Annotated in this window: 20 protein-coding genes; 10 read left to right on the top strand and 10 right to left on the bottom strand. The window is 65.5% G+C overall.

The features are described 5' to 3' along the window. Position 1 precedes the first annotated feature (1 nt). Positions 2–970 carry a c-type cytochrome biogenesis protein CcsB gene (ccsB, locus tag AB0J47_RS34795; protein WP_364356179.1) on the top strand — a complete coding sequence of 323 codons (969 nt, stop codon included), beginning with the start codon at positions 2–4 and terminating at the stop codon, positions 968–970. 1,135 nt (positions 971–2,105) lie between these two features. Here ccsB and AB0J47_RS34790 read toward each other — a convergent pair. Continuing rightward, positions 2,106–2,687, bottom strand: coding sequence for a hypothetical protein (locus AB0J47_RS34790; RefSeq protein WP_364356176.1), 582 nt, complete (start codon positions 2,685–2,687; stop codon positions 2,106–2,108). A 372-nt stretch (positions 2,688–3,059) separates the two neighbouring features. Here AB0J47_RS34790 and AB0J47_RS34785 point away from each other — a divergent pair, with 372 nt between their 5' ends. Next, positions 3,060–3,680 carry a hypothetical protein gene (locus AB0J47_RS34785; protein WP_364356173.1) on the top strand — a complete coding sequence of 207 codons (621 nt, stop codon included), beginning with the start codon at positions 3,060–3,062 and terminating at the stop codon, positions 3,678–3,680. A gap of 446 nt (positions 3,681–4,126) precedes the next feature. Here the strand turns inward: AB0J47_RS34785 and AB0J47_RS34780 are convergent, their stop codons facing one another. Continuing rightward, the gene (locus tag AB0J47_RS34780; RefSeq protein WP_040696246.1) at positions 4,127–4,324 is read right to left on the bottom strand and encodes a hypothetical protein; all 198 of its coding nucleotides are present in this window, start codon (positions 4,322–4,324) and stop codon (positions 4,127–4,129) included. Between the two features lie 127 nt (positions 4,325–4,451). Continuing rightward, positions 4,452–4,661, bottom strand: coding sequence for a BldC family transcriptional regulator (locus AB0J47_RS34775; RefSeq protein ID WP_364356169.1), 210 nt, complete (start codon positions 4,659–4,661; stop codon positions 4,452–4,454). 183 nt (positions 4,662–4,844) lie between these two features. Here AB0J47_RS34775 and AB0J47_RS34770 point away from each other — a divergent pair, with 183 nt between their 5' ends. From AB0J47_RS34770 to AB0J47_RS34750, 5 genes are all read left to right on the top strand, one after another. After that, entirely contained in the window at positions 4,845–5,195 is a 351-nt protein-coding gene (locus AB0J47_RS34770) for a DUF4229 domain-containing protein (protein ID WP_364356166.1), read from the top strand. Next, on the top strand, positions 5,192–6,277 hold the full coding sequence (locus AB0J47_RS34765; protein ID WP_364356163.1) for a PLP-dependent cysteine synthase family protein: 1,086 nt from the start codon (positions 5,192–5,194) through the stop codon (positions 6,275–6,277). Before AB0J47_RS34770 ends, AB0J47_RS34765 begins: the two co-directional genes overlap by 4 nt. Before the next feature lie 102 nt (positions 6,278–6,379). Next, positions 6,380–6,601 carry a hypothetical protein gene (locus AB0J47_RS34760; RefSeq protein ID WP_040696163.1) on the top strand — a complete coding sequence of 74 codons (222 nt, stop codon included), beginning with the start codon at positions 6,380–6,382 and terminating at the stop codon, positions 6,599–6,601. Next, positions 6,601–7,182 carry a Clp protease N-terminal domain-containing protein gene (locus tag AB0J47_RS34755; RefSeq protein WP_364356159.1) on the top strand — a complete coding sequence of 194 codons (582 nt, stop codon included), beginning with the start codon at positions 6,601–6,603 and terminating at the stop codon, positions 7,180–7,182. The genes AB0J47_RS34760 and AB0J47_RS34755 overlap by 1 nt, the downstream gene beginning before the upstream one ends. A 77-nt stretch (positions 7,183–7,259) precedes the next feature. Then, positions 7,260–7,646 (top strand): phage holin family protein, encoded by a 387-nt coding sequence (locus tag AB0J47_RS34750; protein WP_040696159.1) that lies wholly within the window; start codon positions 7,260–7,262, stop codon positions 7,644–7,646. 149 nt (positions 7,647–7,795) lie between these two features. On the opposite strand, the gene AB0J47_RS34745 is transcribed toward AB0J47_RS34750, so the two are convergent. Continuing rightward, complete coding sequence (locus AB0J47_RS34745; RefSeq protein WP_364356155.1) at positions 7,796–8,668, bottom strand: 1,4-dihydroxy-2-naphthoate polyprenyltransferase; 873 nt, start codon at positions 8,666–8,668, stop codon at positions 7,796–7,798. A 45-nt stretch (positions 8,669–8,713) separates the two neighbouring features. Continuing rightward, positions 8,714–9,190: an SRPBCC family protein gene (locus tag AB0J47_RS34740; RefSeq protein WP_364356152.1), complete on the bottom strand. Its 477-nt coding sequence runs from the start codon at positions 9,188–9,190 to the stop codon at positions 8,714–8,716. A 218-nt stretch (positions 9,191–9,408) separates the two neighbouring features. Between AB0J47_RS34740 and AB0J47_RS34735 the strand changes: the two genes are divergently transcribed. After that, the gene (locus AB0J47_RS34735) at positions 9,409–12,966 is read left to right on the top strand and encodes a BTAD domain-containing putative transcriptional regulator (RefSeq protein ID WP_364356149.1); all 3,558 of its coding nucleotides are present in this window, start codon (positions 9,409–9,411) and stop codon (positions 12,964–12,966) included. A gap of 24 nt (positions 12,967–12,990) precedes the next feature. On the opposite strand, the gene AB0J47_RS34730 is transcribed toward AB0J47_RS34735, so the two are convergent. The 5 genes from AB0J47_RS34730 to AB0J47_RS34710 form a co-directional block, all read right to left on the bottom strand. After that, positions 12,991–13,830: an ABC transporter permease gene (locus AB0J47_RS34730; protein WP_364356146.1), complete on the bottom strand. Its 840-nt coding sequence runs from the start codon at positions 13,828–13,830 to the stop codon at positions 12,991–12,993. Further along, on the bottom strand, positions 13,827–14,813 hold the full coding sequence (locus tag AB0J47_RS34725) for an ATP-binding cassette domain-containing protein (RefSeq protein ID WP_364356143.1): 987 nt from the start codon (positions 14,811–14,813) through the stop codon (positions 13,827–13,829). Before AB0J47_RS34725 ends, AB0J47_RS34730 begins: the two co-directional genes overlap by 4 nt. Before the next feature lie 287 nt (positions 14,814–15,100). Continuing rightward, the gene (gene menE, locus AB0J47_RS34720) at positions 15,101–16,261 is read right to left on the bottom strand and encodes an o-succinylbenzoate--CoA ligase (RefSeq protein WP_364356140.1); all 1,161 of its coding nucleotides are present in this window, start codon (positions 16,259–16,261) and stop codon (positions 15,101–15,103) included. A 435-nt stretch (positions 16,262–16,696) separates the two neighbouring features. Further along, entirely contained in the window at positions 16,697–17,089 is a 393-nt protein-coding gene (locus tag AB0J47_RS34715) for a VOC family protein (RefSeq protein ID WP_364356137.1), read from the bottom strand. Further along, the gene (locus tag AB0J47_RS34710; RefSeq protein WP_364356134.1) at positions 17,089–17,982 is read right to left on the bottom strand and encodes a 1,4-dihydroxy-2-naphthoyl-CoA synthase; all 894 of its coding nucleotides are present in this window, start codon (positions 17,980–17,982) and stop codon (positions 17,089–17,091) included. Before AB0J47_RS34710 ends, AB0J47_RS34715 begins: the two co-directional genes overlap by 1 nt. Before the next feature lie 125 nt (positions 17,983–18,107). Between AB0J47_RS34710 and AB0J47_RS34705 the strand changes: the two genes are divergently transcribed. Both AB0J47_RS34705 and AB0J47_RS34700 read left to right on the top strand, forming a co-directional pair. Then, positions 18,108–18,842 (top strand): PaaI family thioesterase, encoded by a 735-nt coding sequence (locus AB0J47_RS34705; protein WP_364356131.1) that lies wholly within the window; start codon positions 18,108–18,110, stop codon positions 18,840–18,842. Positions 18,843–18,962: 120 nt separating this feature from the next. Then, positions 18,963–19,406, top strand: a complete 444-nt coding sequence (locus AB0J47_RS34700) for a hypothetical protein (protein WP_364356128.1) — start codon at positions 18,963–18,965, stop codon at positions 19,404–19,406. Positions 19,407–19,517: the final 111 nt, after the last annotated feature.

Raw genomic sequence — 19,517 nt, 5'->3', positions numbered from 1 at the left:
CATGCCGATCGACGAGACCATCGCCCAGTACAGCGATCTCGCCTTCAAATCGGCGATCGTCGTGTACGCGCTGGTGCTGGTGCTACTGATCGTGCAGTACGCGGCGGCGCGCACGCAGAAGGTCGTCGCGCGTGAACTGGTGACCGCGGGCGGCGGCTCCGATCGTCCCGCCGGACCCGGCCGGGTCGAGACGCCGCAAGCCAAGCCGTTCGCCGAACGCGCTGGCAATATGGCGTTCTCGGTACTGTTCGTCGCGATCGCCCTGCATGTGACCTCGATCGTGTTGCGCGGCTTCGCGACCCACCGCTTCCCGCTCGGCAATATGTACGAATTCGTCACCATGGCGACCGCTGCGGCCGCCGTGGTCGGCATGGTGTTCCTGCGCGAACAGCGTTACCGCTCGATGTGGGTATTCCTGCTCGTCCCGATCCTGATCCTGCTGTTCCTGGCCGGCACTGTGCTCTACGCCGACGCGGCACCCGTTGTGCCCGCACTGAAGTCGTTCTGGCTGCCCGTGCATGTCACCATCGTCAGCATCGGCAGCGGCGTCTTCCTGGTCTCCGGCATCGCCAGCCTGCTGTTCCTCTATCGCCTGCGTCAGCCCGAAGGCGCCGAATCCGACAACATCCTGGGCACCATCGCCCGCCGCCTCCCCGACGCCCGCACCCTCGACCGCCTCGCCTACAAAACCACCATCATCGGCTTCCCCCTCTTCGGCGCCGGCGTAATCCTCGGCGCCATCTGGGCCGAAGCCGCCTGGGGCCGCTTCTGGGGCTGGGACCCCAAGGAAACCTGCTCCTTCATAGCCTGGGTGTTGTACGCCGCCTACCTCCACGCCCGCGCCACATCAGGTTGGCGCGACACCAAGGCCGCGTACATCAATATCGCGGGTTTCGTCGCGATGCTGTTCAACCTTTTCATCATCAACATCGTGATCAGTGGGTTGCATTCGTACGCAGGGCTTAATTAAGGACTTTACCAGCGGAAATGCGTGTCATTCCGGTACTTCCGTACCGGTAATTTCACACTCGGCACGCCGGTACGGGAGTAGCTTCGAGCCGAGCTCGGAGTACGCCACCGACAGCGGTACGCGTCGACTGATCGGCATCGGGCTATAGATGGACGTAGTGCCGCAGCGTGGCAACTGCACTTCCGTGACGGACACGCGCCAGCACGGAGTCATACACGGGATATCGCAGGATTGCCGGAGGCGCTCGCGAAACTCTGAGGGCAGCATCGCCCATGCGATCTACCAGTCGGGCGCGACGAACGCACGGCAATACGCGATGATGACGAATGAACCCCCTGGTACAGCAATTGATCTCAGCAATCACTGCTCTACCAGGAGTTCGCTCAAATCTCGAGCGTCACACAGCCAATACCGGAGTTCTCAGACCCTCACTCAGAAGCACCAGACGGCACTGCCGAGGGGGATACACCACGTCGCTGATCCGAATGATCCGTCGACCGGAGCTATGGTGGACGATGGAGGCGCCGCGGTCGAATCGGCAGTGGCTGCGGGCGCCGCGAGGACGAGCAGGGGCGCGGCCATAACAGTCGCGGCTAGGGTTTTGACGATTTTGCTAGACATTTTGCTTCCTTACAACGAGCTTTATGATGTCCGCGTAGTGGGCCGCGCTGCCGAGCTACCCGGACTGGGGCTGCGAGTGCGATACGTGCCGAATCGACTTTGCGACACGCGATTCGCTACTTGGTGACGTACATGATGCATTCCCGATAGGGACGTCAGGCTGGCAGCTACAGCATCGACCGAACCCGAGACGTCATTCGGTACCGCGGAACGCGTCAACAACAGCTTACCGCTGGCTACCAGACGATTCGGCCGCACGAGAACATTTAGAAGCTAACTTTTCTGTTTGAGTCAGCGTCTGAGAACTGTGTCAGGTGTGGGCGGGCCGGCGTGACATGACGGCGATCATGGCGATGTAGACGATGGCTTCGTGGTGGTCGAGTGTAAGGGGCTTGGCGCGCGCGTTACTCGAGCATCCCCGGCTCGCGGTCGGGAGGTAACCGCCGGGAGCGGCAAGAAATCGGGAATCCGTGGGGTGCAGGGGCTTCCGGTGTTGTCGTGCGCCCGGCGATAGCTACAAGCGGTGGACGCAGACTACGAATTGGCGTTGTTGGTACACGATTCCGCGGTCGCTGGAGGAGCAGACGTTCACGTTTGTGGTGTTTTGTTTGATGTCCATGACGCGGACGGCGTTGGGGACGCCTTTGGTGTTGCACTCGAGGCGCTTCGGGTTGTCTTTGTTCGGGTCCATGCAGCCGCCGATTACCCAGTCGATGTCCAGGCAGAGGGCGGCGCGGTTGACGCCGCGCAGGGTGTCGTTGAGGGCGCGGTCGGCGTCGGTGGGGCAAGCGGCGTTTTCGGCCGCCTTGTCGATGACCTTGTAGTTGGAGGTCGCGCTGCCGCAGGCGGACTTGCCGAGCGTCGGGTTGTCGCCGCTGCCGCCGATCTCGATGCAGTCACCGACGTCGATCTTCAGGCCGCCCGCGATCTTGTCGAAGGTGCTGCGGATGGCGGAGGTGGTCGGCGGGGCCTCGGGAGTGGTCAGCGGTAGCTCGGGGAACGGTTCCGGCGAGGTGGTCGGCGCGAGGTCGTTCTGAGCTGCGGGCGACGGGCTGCTCGCGGTGGACTTGTCGTTGCTCAGCGACATCGCCGCCACGGCCACTACGGCCGCGGCCAGCGCGGTTACAGCTATGAAGACCGTCAAGGTGAGACCCGCACGGACACGTTGACGCGACACCTGTGACGTCCTCCAGGGCTGTTCGAACTCGCGCGCCGAGATACGAAGTTGAAAGTTGCAATGGTGAGAGATCACGTCATGCCTACACCATCAGATGCGTGCGCGTCGAGTCACCCATTTTTGAGGATAAAAAGGATACTTGTGTGAAATGATCATAGGTCGGATGTCGGAGTAACAATCGAATAACGATGGCTGTCAGGGGTTCCCAAATGCCGTGCGGGGCAACAAGCTACGTGGCGCTAGACGCGTCAACCGGCTACCGGGGCCGGTGCTTGTCAGAAGGAAACCTTGATGAAGTTCGGCACGTTCGCCGTCACCCTCGTGTCCATCGCCGCCGTGGGAATCGCAGCGGGAACCGCGAATGCGAAGCCAGCGGAAGTTGCCAAAGAGGTGTCGGCCTCCGGCGTCGAGCAGGGAATCGGTTACCACACGGTGGCTTCCGAAATCTCGGATGGGCACCGGGACCGCGTCCTCACCACCGAGGTCGACAGCGGCAAGTTCGAACTCGCCGACAACGGCACCAAGGTCCTGCTGAAGTCCGATGCCGGCGCTGTGGTGACGGAAGTCCCCTTGACCTACGAGCTCTCCGGCACCAAGGTCGCGGTCGACCAGGCGATCTCCGATAACGGCCGAACCCTCGCTCTCACGCCGAAATTGACCGCCAAGAACATCGGCGAGATGCAGCCGGTCAATTCCATGGCCCGCCTGACCGACGAAATCAACAAGAACATCGTCGGCGTGGTCCTCGGCGGCGTCCTCGGCCTCGTCATCGGCGCCATCGTCGGCGTCTTCTTCTTCAGCATCATCACCGGCCCGATCGGCGCCGTAATCGGCGCGATCGCCGGCGGCTACATCATGGGCGGGCAGTCGTTCATGGACGCCCTGATGGCCGTCATCAACGGCGAGCCGTGATCGTTTGAGCAGTCGAACGGCACGCTGAGGAATACGACGGCGGCCTTCGCTGACTCGAGTTTCGGCGACCTCGCGGCCTATTGACCGAGGAGGATCTGCGGCCGGTCGTACTTCGCTTGGTTGCCGGCCGCGTCGGTCGGCCGCGGATCGAGAAAAAACACCCGAGCCTCGGAGGCATCTCTCATTCGCGTGGGCTGTCGAGGCCGAACCCGACTTCGCGTCCAGGTGCCAGGAAGTGCGTTGGCGCGACCGCGGTGGTCGTGAGTGATCATTTGCGATACCAGCCCGCTGGTGGCTGGTTGCGAAACGGTAGAAACCGATTTGCGGCGCATGGGCGCGATTCAGCATTGGCGCAGAAAAACAAACCGCGCGGGCAATATGCGTTGCGCGACTGAAGGATTCGCGTCTGCCTGCCGGAAACGCCCGGCGAACCGGGCGTACCCTACTCAGCGCTCGGCAGACCCGTCACCATCACGATGCTGGCGCGAAATGCGCCAGAGGAATTCGGGGTCGTCATCGGGCCCCATGATGCGCTTGCGCTGCGGCGAACGCGTGGGCGGTCCGGCTGTCTTCTCGGGGCCGAACGCCTTCCAGCACAACACCGCGACTGCCACAACTGCGATGAGTGCCAACAGGTACGTCACGTCGCTCACCTCCTGCTAACGAGGGTAGTCGCGTGCGTAGCCTTCGAACACCGCAGACACGAAATTGGTGGGTGCGGGCCCCTAGACAGGGATATCGAACTCACAGCTACGGGCCCGCGGACCATGATCAGCGCGCGGTGGCCTCGGTGGTCAGCGACTCGAGCAGCTGGAGTACTTCGGATTCGCGGAACCGACGGTGCCCACCCGGTGTGCGCAGCGATCCCAGGCGCCCGGCGTGCGCCCAGCGGGTGACGGTCTTCGGATCGACGTGGAACATGGCGGCCACTTGGCCCGGTGTCAGCAGGGTGTCCTGGCCGCCGACGGTGATCGCAGTCATAGCAAACCTCTCCGTTCTCGACAGTTCCCTCATCAGATGGCGCCATCGTTGCACTGCAACCCCTAGGTACTCGAACCACCTACAGTTGGTAAAGGGGAAGTAATAGACAAAACGGATACGCGCCCTGGCCTCGACGGCAGGTAGCGCCGAGGGTGGGCCATAGCTTCGCATAGGCTGGACGGCGTGAGTGAGGCAACTCCACCGAAGGGTGAACCCGAACAGCAAACCACTGGCATCAGCGCGCGGCTGGCCCGCAACCTGGCGCTGTACACGCTTGCCAGGCTCGGTCTGGTCGTGGTCATCACCGCCGCGATCGTCGGCGTCGCCAGGCTCGTCTCGGTGGAGATCCCACTGGTGGTCGCCGCCCTGTTCGCGTTGATCATCGCGATGCCGCTGTCGCTGACGCTGTTCAAGAAGTTGCGCGCACGGGTCAACGAGGACATCGCGGTCGTCGATGCGAAGCGCCGCCAGGATAAGGCGCAGCTGCGCGCCCGGCTTCGGGGTGACGACGACCCGCCCGGGACGGACTCGTGAAGTACTGCGATCGCAGTGCGCCACGCGCCTGGGTCGACAATGCCGTGCGGCTCATCGAGGCCGATACGCAGCGCAGCGCCGACACCCACCTGATCCGGTACCCGCTGCCCGCCTCATGGCGCGTCCAGCTGTATCTGAAGGACGAGTCGACCCACATCACCGGCAGCCTCAAGCACCGGCTGGCGCGGTCGCTGTTCCTGTACGCGATCTGCAACGGCTGGGTCACCGAGGGCACCACGGTGGTCGAGGCGTCCTCCGGTTCGACCGCGGTCAGCGAGGCGTATTTCGCCAAATTGCTCGGCCTGGATTTCGTCGCGGTGATGCCCGCGAGCACCTCGCCGCAGAAGATCGAGTTGATCGAAGCCCAAGGCGGCCGTTGTCATTTCGTACAGCGACCACCGGATATGTACACCGAGGCCGCGCGTCTTGCCGCTGAATGCGGTGGCCACTTCATGGATCAGTTCACCCATGCCGAGCGCGCCACCGACTGGCGCGGCAATAACAACATCGCCGAATCCATCTTCCAGCAAATGGAATTGGAGGCGCATCCGGTGCCGGACTGGATCGTGGTCGGTGCGGGTACCGGCGGCACCAGCGCCACCATCGGTCGCTACATTCGCTATCACCGCTACCCGTCGAAACTGGCCGTGGTCGACCCGGAGAACTCCGCGTTCTACGGCGGCTACGAAACCGCTGACGCCGGTTATCAGACCGGAATGCCCTCGCGCATAGAGGGAATCGGCCGCCCGCGGGTCGAGCCGTCGTTCATCGGTCAGGTGGTGGATCGGATGATCGAGGTGCCCGATGCCGCATCGGTCGCCACTGCCCGGCTCGCGAGTCGGGTAATCGGCCGCCGCGTAGGCGGTTCCACCGGAACCAATCTGTGGGGTGCGTTCGCACTCATCGCCGAAATGATCTCCGCCGGTCGTTCGGGCAGTGTGGTCACCCTGCTCTGTGACGGCGGAGATCGTTATGCCGGAACATATTTCGATGACGCATGGGTCCAGGCGCAGGACATGAACCTCACCGAACCCGCCGCGATCCTGGACAAGTTCGCCGCGACCGGAATCTGGTCCGGCTAGCAAGCGATACCGCAACCCCGGCCGCAGTGCCGGGGTTTTCTTTCGGCGAACATCGTCAATTTTCGTTGACAACTCCGGAGTTCGTCAATCAAAATTGACGACATGACTGAAGCGACCACACTGGCGGCCGCCGCAGGCAGTCCCGACCCCAAGGTCGGGCTGCGCGCGGTGCTCGCACTGCGTCGGCTGCTCGAACGGCTCGAAGCGATTCAGGTGACCAATGCCCGCGAACAGGGCTGGTCCTGGCAGGCGATCGCGGAGGCGCTCGAGGTCAGTAAGCAGGCGGTCCACCAGAAATACAACCGGAGAGGCGGGAACCGCTGATGTTCGAACGGTTCAGCAGGTCGGCGCGGACGGTGATCGTTATCGCCCAGGAAGACGCGCGCGAACTGCGCGCACCCAGGATCGAGGTGGAGCATGTGCTACTCGGTCTGTTGTCACAGGGCGAGCCGGAATTGAAGACACTGCTCGAGGAGGCGGCCGGGCTCACCCACCGAGACGTGCTGGAAAGCCTCGGCCAACAGGCCAAAGGCCAGCCGCTCGGTGCGGAGGACGCCGAGGCGCTGCGCTCGATCGGCATCGATCTGGATGCGGTGCGCGAGAGTTTGGAGGCCACCTTCGGCGAGGATGCGCTGGAACGGGCAGTGCCCGAGGAGCGGTCCCGATTCGGCCGCGGCCGCGATCGGAACTGGGGGCACATTCCGTTTACCAGGGACGCCAAGAAGGTATTGGAGTTGGGACTGCGCGAAGCCTTGGCCCGCAAGGACAGGTCCATCGAATCCGGGCATCTGCTGCTAGGCATTCTGCGCGCGCCCAATGCGACCACAACCCGCATCCTGGGCGGTCCGAAGGTGATCGACGCCCTCCGACCGAAGGTGCACGCGCTGCTCGACCGTGCGGCGTGAGAGGTCGGGCATGTGCGCGCCACCCCATTCGCGCTTTGGGGCAGCACATGCCCGCCGGTCGGGCCTAGCATCAAGCCATGCAGCTTCTGATTCGCTTGATTATCAACGCCGTTGCCATCTGGCTGGCGGCAGCCTGGGTCGACAAGATCGAGATTTGGAGTCCCGAGGACAAGGGCAATGGCGGCAAAGTCATTGTCATCCTGGCCGTCGCCGTGGTCTTCACCGTGGTGAATGCCCTGGTCAAGCCGATCGTGAAACTTCTATCGCTACCGCTGGTCATCGTCACCCTCGGCCTGTTTCTGCTGGTGATCAACGCGCTGATGTTGTGGCTCACCGCGAAGATCACCGAGACCACCGACTACGGCCTACGTATCGACGGCTTCTGGGCAGCGGTGTGGGGCGGCATCATTGTCGCGGTGGTCAACTGGATCCTCGGCGTCCTGGTTCCGGACGGCGACGACTAGTAGCTTCCTGGCGCGCTCACGGCTCGCTCGAAGGCGGAATGGGTCCGAGCGTGCATTCTTTGCGCGAACTAGGCGGAAATCGCCGAATTCGGCCGGAAAGTGCATGCTCGGCTCCGCCGGCGCCAACCGGGTGCCGCGCTTCGCGGTCCCTAACCCACGATACCCAGCGCCAACGCGCTAACCGCCGACCACACCAACAGCGCCAACCCCGAATCGCGCAGCGCCGGAATCAATTCCAGCCCGCCCTTACCGGAGCGCACCGGTGCGTTGGCGCGCACTGCCAGCGGCACGGCGACCAGTCCGACCAGTGCCCACGGCGTGCGGACGACCAACAGCAGCGTCGCGATGAACGGCACCGCGAGCAGCGCCAAGTGCAGCGTGCGAGTCCGCGGATCGCCGAGTTTGACCGCGAGGGTGACTTTCCCGGATTCGGTATCGGTCGGAATGTCACGCAGATTATTGGCGACCAGCACCGCGCTGGAGAATGCCCCGACGCCGATCGCGAGCACCAGGCCCGCCCATTCGATCCGCTCGGCCTGGACGAATTCGGTACCGAGCACACCGATCAGACCGAAGAAGACGAAGACCGCCAACTCACCGAACCCGCTGTAGCCATACGGCTTGCTGCCGCCGGTGTAGAACCAGGCACCGGCCAGGCATGCCGCGCCGACCAGCAGCAACCACCACGCCGTCGCGATGACCAGCACCAGCCCGAAGATCGCGCCGATGGCCAGGCTGATGATCGCGGCATTCTTGACCGCGGCGGGCGAGGCGAGCTTCTGCCCGACCAGCCGCAGCGGACCGACCCGCACGTCATCTGTTCCGCGGATACCGTCGGAATAGTCGTTGGCGTAATTCACCCCGATGATCAGGGCCAGCGAAACCAGCAGCGCGAGAACGGCTTTCCACCACACCGCGCCTTCGATGGAGGCGGCGGCGCCGGTTCCGGCAAGAACAGGGGCGATCGCGTTCGGCAGGGTACGGGGCCGTGCGCCCTCGATCCATTGCGCTGCAGTAGCCATATTCGCAGCCTAATGCGCGGCCGCGGTTCGGTCCGCTCGGGCGGTTCAGTTGGCTTCGGCGGCGGTCTTCAGTCGGTCGAGGCCCTTCTCGAAGTCCTTGCCGATCATATTGTCGATCGGGAACACCTTTCCGATCACGCCCATCAGGCCCTTGTGCTGGCCTCTCATCCGCCAGACCACCTCGGTGCGGGGTTCTCCTCCTTCGAGGGCCGAGACCGGGTTCAGCTCGAAGGTCGTCTTGTTGGTGGCCTTGAACGGCTTCTCGAAGGCCAGCCGGATATCTATTTCCCGGTCGTCGCTGGAGGTGATCTCCATGCTGCCGCGACCGGCCTTGCGGTTGCCGTCCCAGGCGTACTGGGCGCCGACTCCAGCGTCCGGCCCGGAGTACTTCCGCTGCAGTTGCGGATCGACGTCCTCCCACGGCGACCACTTGGTCCACTCGTGGAAGTTATCGATCAGCCCATGAATGCGCGCGGGCTCGGCCGTGATCACAGCCTGCCGAACGATTTCGAACTCAGCCATGCGCACAGCGTAAGCGCCTTACCGGTCCGAACAGGGGCGAAAAACCATGTCAGCCTGGCAGACAGTATTCGATTTCGGCACTCCCGGGTCCCTTCATGGGCCCGCCCGTCTCCCACCGCCACCCTCGACGGACGGCCTGGCGGCCGACTGTTCTTGCCGTTGCGCTACCGCCTCCGGGCCCGTCGCTCGCGCCGGGGCTCGCATACGATAACCACGGAATGTTTCCCGATCAGAGCGGCCCGAACGGCCGAAGTCAAACCCTGACGACGCCCGCAGGCGAATCGGTCGTAGTGGCCCTGCTGGGCGAAATCGCGCTACGCCGAGACGGCACGCTCGCAGCGCTCCCCGGCGCACGGTCGCGACTGCTGCTCGCCGCGCTGGCCCTGCGTCCCGGCCGCAGCCGCAGCGCCCAGGCGCTGATCGATGAGGTGTGGGGTGAGCAGCCGCCGCGCGCGCCGATGAACGCGCTGCACACCCAGGTGTCGCGGCTGCGCTCGGCGCTACCGGATGCGGCCCTGGAGATCGGCCCGGCGGGCTACCGCCTGAGGCTGACCGCCGATCAGGTCGATTTGACCCTCGTGGACGACTTGGTGCACGCGGCCCGCGTCAAACAAGCCGACGGTGACCACGCCGGATGTCTCGAGGTGCTGCCCCAGGCCAGATCGCTCTGGCGCGGCGAGCCCGGTGCCGACTTACCCGCGGGCGACCTCGCCGACGAACTGCGCACAGCGGCCGCGCGCCGGTGGTCCGAACTGGAGGCGATCGAGGTCGCCGCCCGGGTCGCCACCGGTGATCTCGACGGCGCGGTGGCCATCACCCGCCGCACCGCGGTCGCAAAGCCACTCGACGAGGCCGCGCACGCCACCTTGATGCGGCTGCTCGCCGCGGCCGGGCGGCCGAACGAAGCCCTCGATGTCTTCGCATCGATGCGCGGGCGGCTGGTCGAAGAACTCGGCGCGGATCCGGGCCCGGTGCTGGTGGAACTCAATACCGCGATCCTGCGCGGTGATCCGGTGCCCGGATTCGCATCGCGGGCCGATCATGGTGGGGCCGTGCCGAAGCCGACGCCCGCTACGAATTCGGCCACATCGGGTGATCCGACGATATCGGTCGCGGTAGGTGATTCGGTCGCGCGGTATTCCGCCGGGCGGGACTCGGTGTCACTGGATTCGATTGGACGAGTCTCCGATTCGGCCGTTGCCGCACCGCCGAGTACCCTCGCCGCGATCGGACTGCGCGCGGCCCCCAATGCGCTGCTCGGACGTGCCGCCGATCTGGACGCACTCGAGCAACTGCTGCACCGCTCCCGAGTGACGACCGTCCTCGGCCCCGGCGGCACCGGAAAGACCAGGGTGGCCAACGAATTGGGTGCTCGGGTCGCGCGCAGCGAATCCGTGGTGCTGGTGGAGCTGGCGTCGGTACGGGCCGATACGGCCGCCGACGCCGACCCACGCGCCGATATCGAAGCCGCGATCAGCACGACCCTCGGCCTCGGCGAGATCGTCCGGGAGACGGCATGGCGGCGCTCCACCGGCTACAGCGATGCCGGTCGGCGATTGCGAGATGCGCTCGCGGCCCGTCCGACGCTGTTGATATTGGATAACTGTGAGCATCTGATCGACGCGGTCGCCGAAGTGGTCGCCGATCTGGTCGGCAGCTGCGACCAGCTCAGTGTCCTTACCACAAGCCGAGCACCACTGGCGATCACCGCGGAAACGGTCTATCCGCTGGCGCCCTTGGCAATCGACGCGGCCGGATCACCGGCCACCGACCTGTTCATGGCCAGAGCGCGTGCGGTGCGGCCGACCGTGCGCCTGGATCCCGAAGTGGTGGCCCGGCTGTGCGGCACGCTGGACGGCCTGCCGCTGGCCATCGAACTCGCGGCCGCCCGTGTGCGGACCATGAGCGTCGAGGAAATCGAGACCCGCCTGGAACACCGATTCGCCTTGCTGCGCAGCGGAGATCGCTCCTCGCCGGAACGGCACCGCACCTTGCACGCCGTCATCGCGTGGAGCTGGAATCTGCTCGAAGCGCCGCAACAGATCGCCTTGCGCAGGCTGTGCCGCTTTCCGGCCGGATTCACCCTCGATGCAGCCGAAGTGGTGGCGGGTGGCCCGGATGTCGACGATGTGACCACGGCCGTGGACGGACTGGTCAGCCAATCGCTGCTCACCGTCCTGGACGACGACGAGGGCCTGATCGGAACCCGCTACCGAATGCTGGAAACGGTGCGCGAATTCGGTGAGGAACAGCTCGCACTGACCGGGTCCGATGCTGCGGCAGGCATTTCGGATGCGGTCGACGAGCGTCCGGTGGTGATGGATCGCATGTCGCGCTGGGCCCGTGACTATTCGATCGCCACGGTGCACCGTTATCTCTCCGACGAGCAGGTGGCCACGGTGCTCTCGGCCGGTGCGGAGCTCGACAACCTTGTCACGGTGCTGCGATATGCGTTGGAGCGCAGGGACGCCCGCACGGTGTACCGAGTGTTCCCGATCGCCGGCACGCTATGGGTAATGCGCGGCGCGCACATGGAGCTGAGCAGTTGGGCGCGCCGGATTCTCCCCCTGGCACCTGAACCCGGTCCGGTGCGCGGTACGGTCGCGGATCTGCAGATGCTCGCGCACTTGCAGATCGGTATGCACATGTTGTACCTGAACAGCGGTCTGCGTCAGGTGGCGACCACGCGGGCACGGATCCGTCGATTGCTCAGCACTGCAATAGATCTCAATAGTGGAGCGCGTTTTCTCGGCGTCATGGCCTGCGGGGATATCTCGGGCTCGGATTCGCCGAGGCTGTTCGCGGACGGCGCCCGGTCGCCGGACCCGCTGGTGCGCGCCGCAGCGGTGTTCATGCGCGCGAATGTCCGGGAAAACTCCGGCCATGTCTACGGTTCCACCCGGGACGCGAAAGCCGCCCTGCAGCTGATCGAGGGAAGCGATGTCTGGGGGACGGCCATGGTCACCCAGCATCTCGGGCAGCTCGCCGGACAGACCGCACACTATGCCGATGCGGTGGTGTACTACCGCCGGGCCGCGGAACTGTTGCGGGAGTTGCGCGCACACGAGGAAGCCGTGGAGATGCGCAGCTATCTCGCGGTGTCGTTGATCGGCGCGGGTCGGCTCGACGAGGCGCGGCGGGAATTGGGCTTCGCGCTCGGCGCCGCAGATGGTGATCCGGCGCACGGTACCGCGATCGACGATCCGCACATCCGACGCAACCACCGCCTGGCGCCGGTTGTCATCGGAATGGCGGAACTCGAACTTGCCGAGGGCGATACCGACGCCGGGCTGCGCCATTATCGGCGGGCACTGGACCTGTACGGCTGGCCCGATGACGAACCGATGCCCGGCCCGGGCATCCTGATGACCGCGAGCGGCGCCGTGGACGCATACGTGCTGCACGGGCGGGCGGCGGAGGCCGACGATATCGCGCGCACGCTGATTCGCCTCGCGACGGGCCGACTCGGGCAGTTCTACGACCTGCCACAGATCGGTGCGGTCGGCAACGCGGTCGGAACATTTTATCTCGCGGTCGGACGCGATTCGAAGATCGGCTTGGAGTTGCTTTCGCTGGCCACCAAGGTGACGGCGCGACAGGACAATCCGTCGGCCCAATTGCGACATCACGCGGCACTGCACCGAACAACGGTGGGGGACGGGCGCTTCGACGAAGCACTGACCCGGGCCGCCGGCATGCGTCGGCGGCAAGCGGCGGCCAGGATCCTCGACCTCCTACAGGAACTGTCGTGCGACAACGAAAATCGCGGTGGGTGACTCACCCACCGCGACTTCCGGGAATCATGCTCGGCGCATGTACGCCTTGATGCTCAGCGGTGCGAAGATCGCGATCACGATCACCGAGCCGATCAGCGACCAGGCCAGATCGCTGCCGTAGACATTGCCGTTCATCAGCGCTCGGGCCGCGTTCACCATGTAGTACACGGGATTCACGTGATTGAGCCCCTGCATCCATCCCGGCATGGTGCTCACCTGAGCGAACGCGCCGGACATGAAGGTCAGCGGGAACATCACCATCATCGAAATGCCCTGCACGCCTGCGGCACTCTTACCGGTGACACCGACCAGCGCCCAGATCCAGCTCACCGCGAACGAGCAGACCACGATGACCAGACCGGCCACCACGACACCGGCGACACCGCCCTCGGGCCGGTAGCCGATGGCCAGGCCGACCACGATGGTCAGCGTCGTCGCCAGCGCGTAGCGCACCATATCGGCGATCAACGCACCCGCCAGCACCGAAATGCGGGCGATGGGCAGGGATTTGAACCGGTCGAAGACGCCCTTGTCCATATCCTCGCGCAACTGGGTGCCGGTGACGACCGAGGTCAGGATCACGGTCTGCACCAGAATGCCGGGAATCAGGACCGGCAGATAGTTCGAAACGCTCCCGCCGATCGCCCCGCCGAAGATGTAGGCGAACAGCGCGGTGAACAGGATCGGCTGAATCGTCACATCGAACAGTTGCTCGGGATTGTGCTTGATTTTCAAGATGCCCCGATAGGCCATGGTGAGCGAGGTCGACATGGTCTGTTGCAGGCTGATCTTATTGCTGACCTCGGGAATCGAGGTCGCTGCCGCATGCCGCGCGGTGGTGCTTTCGGCGGTGATGGTCGTCATGCCGCGCTCCGTTCCGAATCGTTGTCGTCGGCCGGGTGGCCGGTGATGGTGAGGAAGACCTCGTCGAGGCTGGGTTTGGTGACGGTGATCTCGTCGATCTCGATCTCCCACTCGCGCAGGCGGATCAGCAGGTCGGCGGTCATGCCCGCGTCCGCGAGCGGCGCGGTGAGCCGTCCGGCCTCCGGCGTGATCTGGGCGTCGACGCCGAGGAAGTCACCGACAACCCGGCGGGCTTCCTCGAGCTGGGCCCGGTCGACCAGCGTCAGATGCAGTGAAGAGCCGCCGACCGAGGATTTGAGTTCGTCGGCGGTGCCATCGGCGATCACCTTGCCGTGGTCGATGACGGCGATCCGGTCGGCGAGCTGATCGGCCTCGTCCAGGTATTGCGTGGTGAGCAACACCGTCGCGCCCTCCCGGACCAAGCGGCGGATGGTCTCCCACATCTGGGCGCGGGTGCGCGGATCGAGTCCGGTGGTCGGCTCGTCCAGGAACAGCAGCGGTGGTGTCGCGATCAGGCTGGCGGCCAGATCGAGACGGCGTCGCATGCCGCCGGAGAAGTTCTTCAGCGGCTTATTCGCCGCCTCGGTGAGGTCGAACTCCTCCAGCAGTTCGACCGACTTGCGCCTGGCATCGACGCGGCTGAGGCCGAGCAGGCGGGAGAAGATGATCAGATTTTCGGTGGCGCTGAGATCCTCGTCGACCGAGGCGTACTGCCCGGTGACGCCGACCAGGGACCGGACGGCCGTCGGTTCCGCGACGACGTCACGGCCGAAGATGCGGGCGCTGCCGCCGTCAGGGCGCAGCAGGGTGGCCAACATGCGGATGGTCGTGGTCTTGCCCGCGCCGTTCGGTCCGAGCACGCCGTAGACCGAGCCCTGCGGAACCGCCAGGCTCACACCGTCGACGGCGCGCTGTTCCCCGAACACCTTGACCAGGCTGTCCGCCTCGACGGCGAGCGCTGAAGTGGGTGTGTAAGAAGTCATGCCCAAGACTTTGCGGCCCGTGTCTTGCACTGTCCTTGCACCGCGGTGTCACCGCACTCTTGCACCCGCTTGCATGTTCGCGCGCCCCAACAACATCGAGGACCTATCGCGAGCCTGCTCGGACGAGGTACCGGCCGCACGCGGGCCATCCTGGCCGTGTGCGTCGCGCGGCTGCGAGTCTGTTGGGCGTTTCCGCGCTCGTCAGCCTTGTACGGTGCCCGACTCGAGCCGTTGATGTCGATCGTCGACAGCAGCGGTCGCTACGGATTCGGCCGCGGGCCCCGGCCTCAGTGCGCCGATTCCGCGAGGAGATGCTCACGGAGCCTGGCTCGGTCCGGCTTGCCCGGTCCGCGCAGCGGGAGCTCGTCGAGGATTGCCAGCTCGCGCGGTGCGGCGATGGAATCGAGTTCGCGCACGACGTGATCGCGCAGTTCCTCGAGAGTCGGGCTGGCGCCGGGGGCGGGAACCACCGCGACCGCGACCCGCTGGCCGAGCCGATCGTCTGGTAGGCCGAGCACCACGCATTCGCTGATGCCGGGATGGGTGATCAGCACGGCCTCGACGACCTGCGGGACGACGAGCAGTCCACCGGTCATGATCGCCTCGTCGAGACGTCCGGTGATGCTGAGCACGCCGTTCTCATAAGTGCCCGCGTCTTCGGTGCGGAACCAGCCGGGTTCGGCGAACGCCGGATGGTCCGGATGGCCGCGATAGCCTTTGGCGATCATCGCGCCGCCGAGCAGCACGCGGCCGTCCTCGATGCGAATCTCGGTGCCCTCCAGCGGAACTCCGTCGTACACACAGCCGCCGCAGGTTTCGCTCATGCCGTAGGTGCGAACGACGTTGATACCGGCGGCTTTCGCGCGCTCGTAGACCGGTGCAGGGGTGGCCGCGCCGCCGACCAGCACGCCGTCCAACTGGGCAAGTGCCGCCGCGGCGGTGGGCGCCTCCAGCGACTTGATGAGCTGGGTCGGTACCAACGCGGTGTAGCGGCGTTCACCGCGCATACCGGAAATCGCGCCGGCCAGCGCCTCGGGTAGGAAGCCACCGGAAACGTCCAGCACACTGGGTTCGGTACCGGCCAGAATGCTGCGCAGCAGTACCTGAATGCCCGCGATGTGATGGGTCGGCAGGGCGAGCAGCCAGGTGCCGGGACCACCGAGTCGATCGTGTGTCGCGGTCCCGCTGGCCCGCAGCGCGGCTGAACTGAGCATGGCGCCCTTCGGCACGCCGGTGGTGCCGGAGGTGGTCACCACCAGCGCGACCTCGTCATCGATCAGTTCGCCGGGTGTGAGTGCGTCGCTCAGTCGCCGGGCCTCCCGACGGTCGCTGGTCGGTATCGGCAACCACGCGGGGCCGTTGCCCTCCAACACTTCTCGCAGATGCGGCATGACATCGCCCAGTCCCGATCCGGTCGGCATCGGCAGCGTCCGCAGGGTGCGGCTCATGCCCGCGCCTCGCTAGCGCTCGGCACGGTCATGCCCGAAGGCGCTGCGCTGTTGATTCGCTCGCTGGGCTCGCTCATGGATTTCGCCCCCGTCATGCGCGACCGCACCTCGCTGGTGCTCGGCGCCGTCGTGCGCAGGCGCGCTGTGTTCATGGTTCGCTCGCTGCGCTCCCTCACGAGTCTGATCGTGTCATGTCAACGTGACCGCACGCGGCAGGGGTCGGTTTGCTGGGGCGGCGCGCTGGAGGTTCGGCCGCGTCAGGGGAGGAGAAGGCAGGTACGCCGGACATCGAGACTGCGATTCACTCGGAGGACGGTACTCAGCGGTGGTCGCCCGGACGTCGGCGGTCGAGCGGCCATGTGTGGGTTATCGTCCTCGTCGGTGTCGGCATTGGCAACTCGAGCCGCCCCGCCCGTGCCACCGTTGCCGTCGTGATCAGTCCGGTGACCAGCGCGAATCACGTCGGATCGGATGCTCGGCGGGAACTTCGACCAAAACGATCGGCACCCCGTCCGGATCGCGCACCCACATTTCGATCAGTCCCCACGGCTCCTGCACCGGCTCCCGCTCGATGCGAATCCCCTTCAGCGCGAGCTCTGCCGCCGCGTCCGAAATGTCGCGAACCTGCAGCCAGAGCGCACCTTCGAAGGTGGTCGATTTGCCGGATCCGCCGTGCGCGGCGACCTCGATCAGCGACTGTCCAGCGAAGAAAACCGTGCCGCCCGGATACTCGCGTGCGATCGCCAATCCGAGTCCGTCGCGGTAGAACGCGAGGGTCGCCTGGTAGTCGGCGGGCCGCAGAATGACCCGGCTGCTGAGGATGTCCATCAGAAGTACCAGGGGTAGGGGGTCCAGTCCGGCTCGCGCTTTTCCAGGAAGGCGTCGCGACCCTCGATCGCCTCATCGGTCATATAGGCCATCCGGGTGGCCTCGCCCGCGAAGAGCTGCTGACCCACCAGACCGTCGTCGAGCAGATTGAACGCGTACTTCAACATGCGCTGGGCCTGTGGGGATTTGCCGTTGATATCGGCGCTCCACTCCAGCGCGACGTTTTCCAGTTCGGCGTGATCGACGACCTTGTTCACCGCGCCCATCTGATGCATTTCCTCGGCGGTATAGGGACGACCGAGGAAGAAGATTTCCCGCGCGAATTTCTGGCCCACCATTTTCGCCAGATACGCGCTGCCGTAACCGCCGTCGAAGCTGCCGACATCGGCGTCGGTCTGCTTGAACCTGGCGTGCTCGCGGCTGGCCAGGGTCAGATCGCAGACCACGTGCAGACTGTGCCCGCCGCCCGCGGCCCAGCCGTTGACCAGCGCGATGACCACCTTCGGCATGAACCGGATCAGCCGCTGCACCTCGAGGATGTGCAGGCGGCCCGCACGCGCCTGGTCGACGGTGTCCGCGGTCTCGCCCTCGGCGTACTGGTAGCCGCTGCGGCCGCGAATGCGCTGGTCACCACCCGAGCAGAAGGCCCAGCCGCCGTCCTTGGGGCTGGGGCCGTTGCCGGTGATCAGCACGGCGCCGACGTCCGGGGTCATCCTGGCGTGATCGAGCGCGCGGTAGAGCTCATCGACCGTATGGGGGCGGAACGCATTGCGAACCTCCGGCCGATCGAAGGCCACCCGGACGGTGCCCTGCTCGATATGCCGGTGATAGGTGATGTCGGTTAGGTTCTCGAATCCCGGAACGGGCCGCCACAGCTTCGGATTGAACGTCACCCCTGTGATTATTGCCCCCACCGATGTTTCGGATGCCAGCGACTTCCATGCGAACTTCTATGGTGTCGATTCCATTACTCGGCGGTACGACTTGACGGTGTATAACAACGCGATACCGTGCAAGCATGACTTCAGCATCGCGGAGCGATTCGATGAGGGGCGGCGGTCGGGCGACGGGAGGGCGTCCGGCAGTTCCAGAGCGCGCCGGCGGGCGGTCCGGTCCGCGCATCGACGACAGCGCGGTGGACGAATCCCGGTACGAAAGCCACGGCGGCTTCCCCAAGGTCTCCCGCGCGCGAGTCGGCGCCAACTTCGGCCCGCTCGTCGAGGCCCTGCGCACGCTGCAGGATCTGGCCGTCTGCGTGGACGCCCCCGACGAGATCTACGGCGAGGCGCTCGACCGCACCCGCGAACTCATCGATCTGCTCGAGCCGCATCGCGCACCCGAACTCCAGGGCCCGGCGGGCCGCGCGGTCGAATTGCCCGGGCGCGGCAGCCTTTTGCTGCTGCCGTGGCAAGTGGTCGAAGCGGGACCAGACGGCATCGTGATGACCGGTGAATTCCGTCGCTTCCATCTCGGCGGCAACGGCGCCGCACACGGTGGCGTGCTCCCGCTGCTGTTCGACGATCTGCTCGGCATGATCGTGCACTACGCGGGGCGACCGATCAGCCGCACCGCCTATCTGCACGTGAACTACCGCAAGATCACCCCGTTGCAGACGCCGCTGACCGTGCGGGGTCGCGTCGATCGCATCGAAGGGCGCAAAACCTTCATCACCGCCGAATTGGTCGATGAGCAGGGCAATTTCCTCGCGGATTGTGAAGGACTGATGGTCCAGTTGCTGCCGTGGCAGCCGTAGGCGAGGGCGGACTTCGTCCGGCTGCGCCTCATTAGCGGATGAGTACCGTGTGACTCCGCGCACCAGTGCGTATAGTGACGTGCGCTCGTTCATCGACATTGATCCCGGAGGAACCTGAAAGTGGTTGCAGCACTGTCTGAATCCCTGCTCGACGACGCAAAGCGCACGGCCTTCCTTGCCGATGCCAAGGAGGTTCTGGATGCCGAGGTGTCGGACAAGGGTGGTGCGTCGGGCCTGGCCGTCAAGGGTGGCTACGCGGCGGTCAAGAAGATCAGCCCGTCCATCGTGCCGGACGCGCTGGAGTCCTTGGCCCCCAAGCTCGTAGCGCAACTGGAGCCGTTCTGGCAGGAATACACGGCGAGCGGGTCCGGCAAGTTCGCCGACCTGCTGGTCGCCAAGTCGGATGAGGTCGCCGAGGCTCTGCTCTCGGTGACCGACGCGCGCGCCGCGGCCTCCACGCGCCCGGCGCTGCAGAAGGTCTACTCCTCCATGCGTTCCTCGGCCAAGAAGAACGTCATCGAGGCCCTGCCGCGGCTGGGCGACCTCGTACAGCGGCACGCCTGAGCTGTGTCTGATGGCCGCGCCTTCGGCGCGGCGTGTTCGCGGCCCCCTGGTGTCTCGCGTCCGAGTCGTCGAGACTCGCGCCTGCGGCGCATGCGCTTCGACGACTCGGAC

It is taken from the genome of Nocardia sp. NPDC049737 (genome assembly GCF_040674755.1).
GTDB lineage: Bacteria > Actinomycetota > Actinomycetes > Mycobacteriales > Mycobacteriaceae > Nocardia.
Note: the sequence above shows the minus strand (reverse complement) of the source record. Positions and strands in the feature narration are given on the sequence as shown.

Bases quoted from the DNA above. Each gene is read 5' to 3' on its own strand.
- ccsB (WP_364356179.1), top strand. From the start codon at position 2: ATGCCGATCGACGAGACCATCGCCCAGTACAGCGATCTCGCCTTCAAA.
- AB0J47_RS34785 (WP_364356173.1), top strand. From the start codon at position 3,060: ATGAAGTTCGGCACGTTCGCCGTCACCCTCGTGTCCATCGCCGCCGTG.
- AB0J47_RS34775 (WP_364356169.1), bottom strand. From the start codon at position 4,661: ATGACTGCGATCACCGTCGGCGGCCAGGACACCCTGCTGACACCGGGC.
- AB0J47_RS34760 (WP_040696163.1), top strand. From the start codon at position 6,380: ATGACTGAAGCGACCACACTGGCGGCCGCCGCAGGCAGTCCCGACCCC.
- AB0J47_RS34755 (WP_364356159.1), top strand. From the start codon at position 6,601: ATGTTCGAACGGTTCAGCAGGTCGGCGCGGACGGTGATCGTTATCGCC.
- AB0J47_RS34750 (WP_040696159.1), top strand. From the start codon at position 7,260: ATGCAGCTTCTGATTCGCTTGATTATCAACGCCGTTGCCATCTGGCTG.
- AB0J47_RS34745 (WP_364356155.1), bottom strand. From the start codon at position 8,668: ATGGCTACTGCAGCGCAATGGATCGAGGGCGCACGGCCCCGTACCCTG.
- AB0J47_RS34740 (WP_364356152.1), bottom strand. From the start codon at position 9,190: ATGGCTGAGTTCGAAATCGTTCGGCAGGCTGTGATCACGGCCGAGCCC.
- AB0J47_RS34735 (WP_364356149.1), top strand. From the start codon at position 9,409: ATGTTTCCCGATCAGAGCGGCCCGAACGGCCGAAGTCAAACCCTGACG.
- AB0J47_RS34730 (WP_364356146.1), bottom strand. From the start codon at position 13,830: ATGACGACCATCACCGCCGAAAGCACCACCGCGCGGCATGCGGCAGCG.
- AB0J47_RS34725 (WP_364356143.1), bottom strand. From the start codon at position 14,813: ATGACTTCTTACACACCCACTTCAGCGCTCGCCGTCGAGGCGGACAGC.
- menE (WP_364356140.1), bottom strand. From the start codon at position 16,261: ATGAGCCGCACCCTGCGGACGCTGCCGATGCCGACCGGATCGGGACTG.
- AB0J47_RS34715 (WP_364356137.1), bottom strand. From the start codon at position 17,089: ATGGACATCCTCAGCAGCCGGGTCATTCTGCGGCCCGCCGACTACCAG.
- AB0J47_RS34705 (WP_364356131.1), top strand. From the start codon at position 18,108: ATGACTTCAGCATCGCGGAGCGATTCGATGAGGGGCGGCGGTCGGGCG.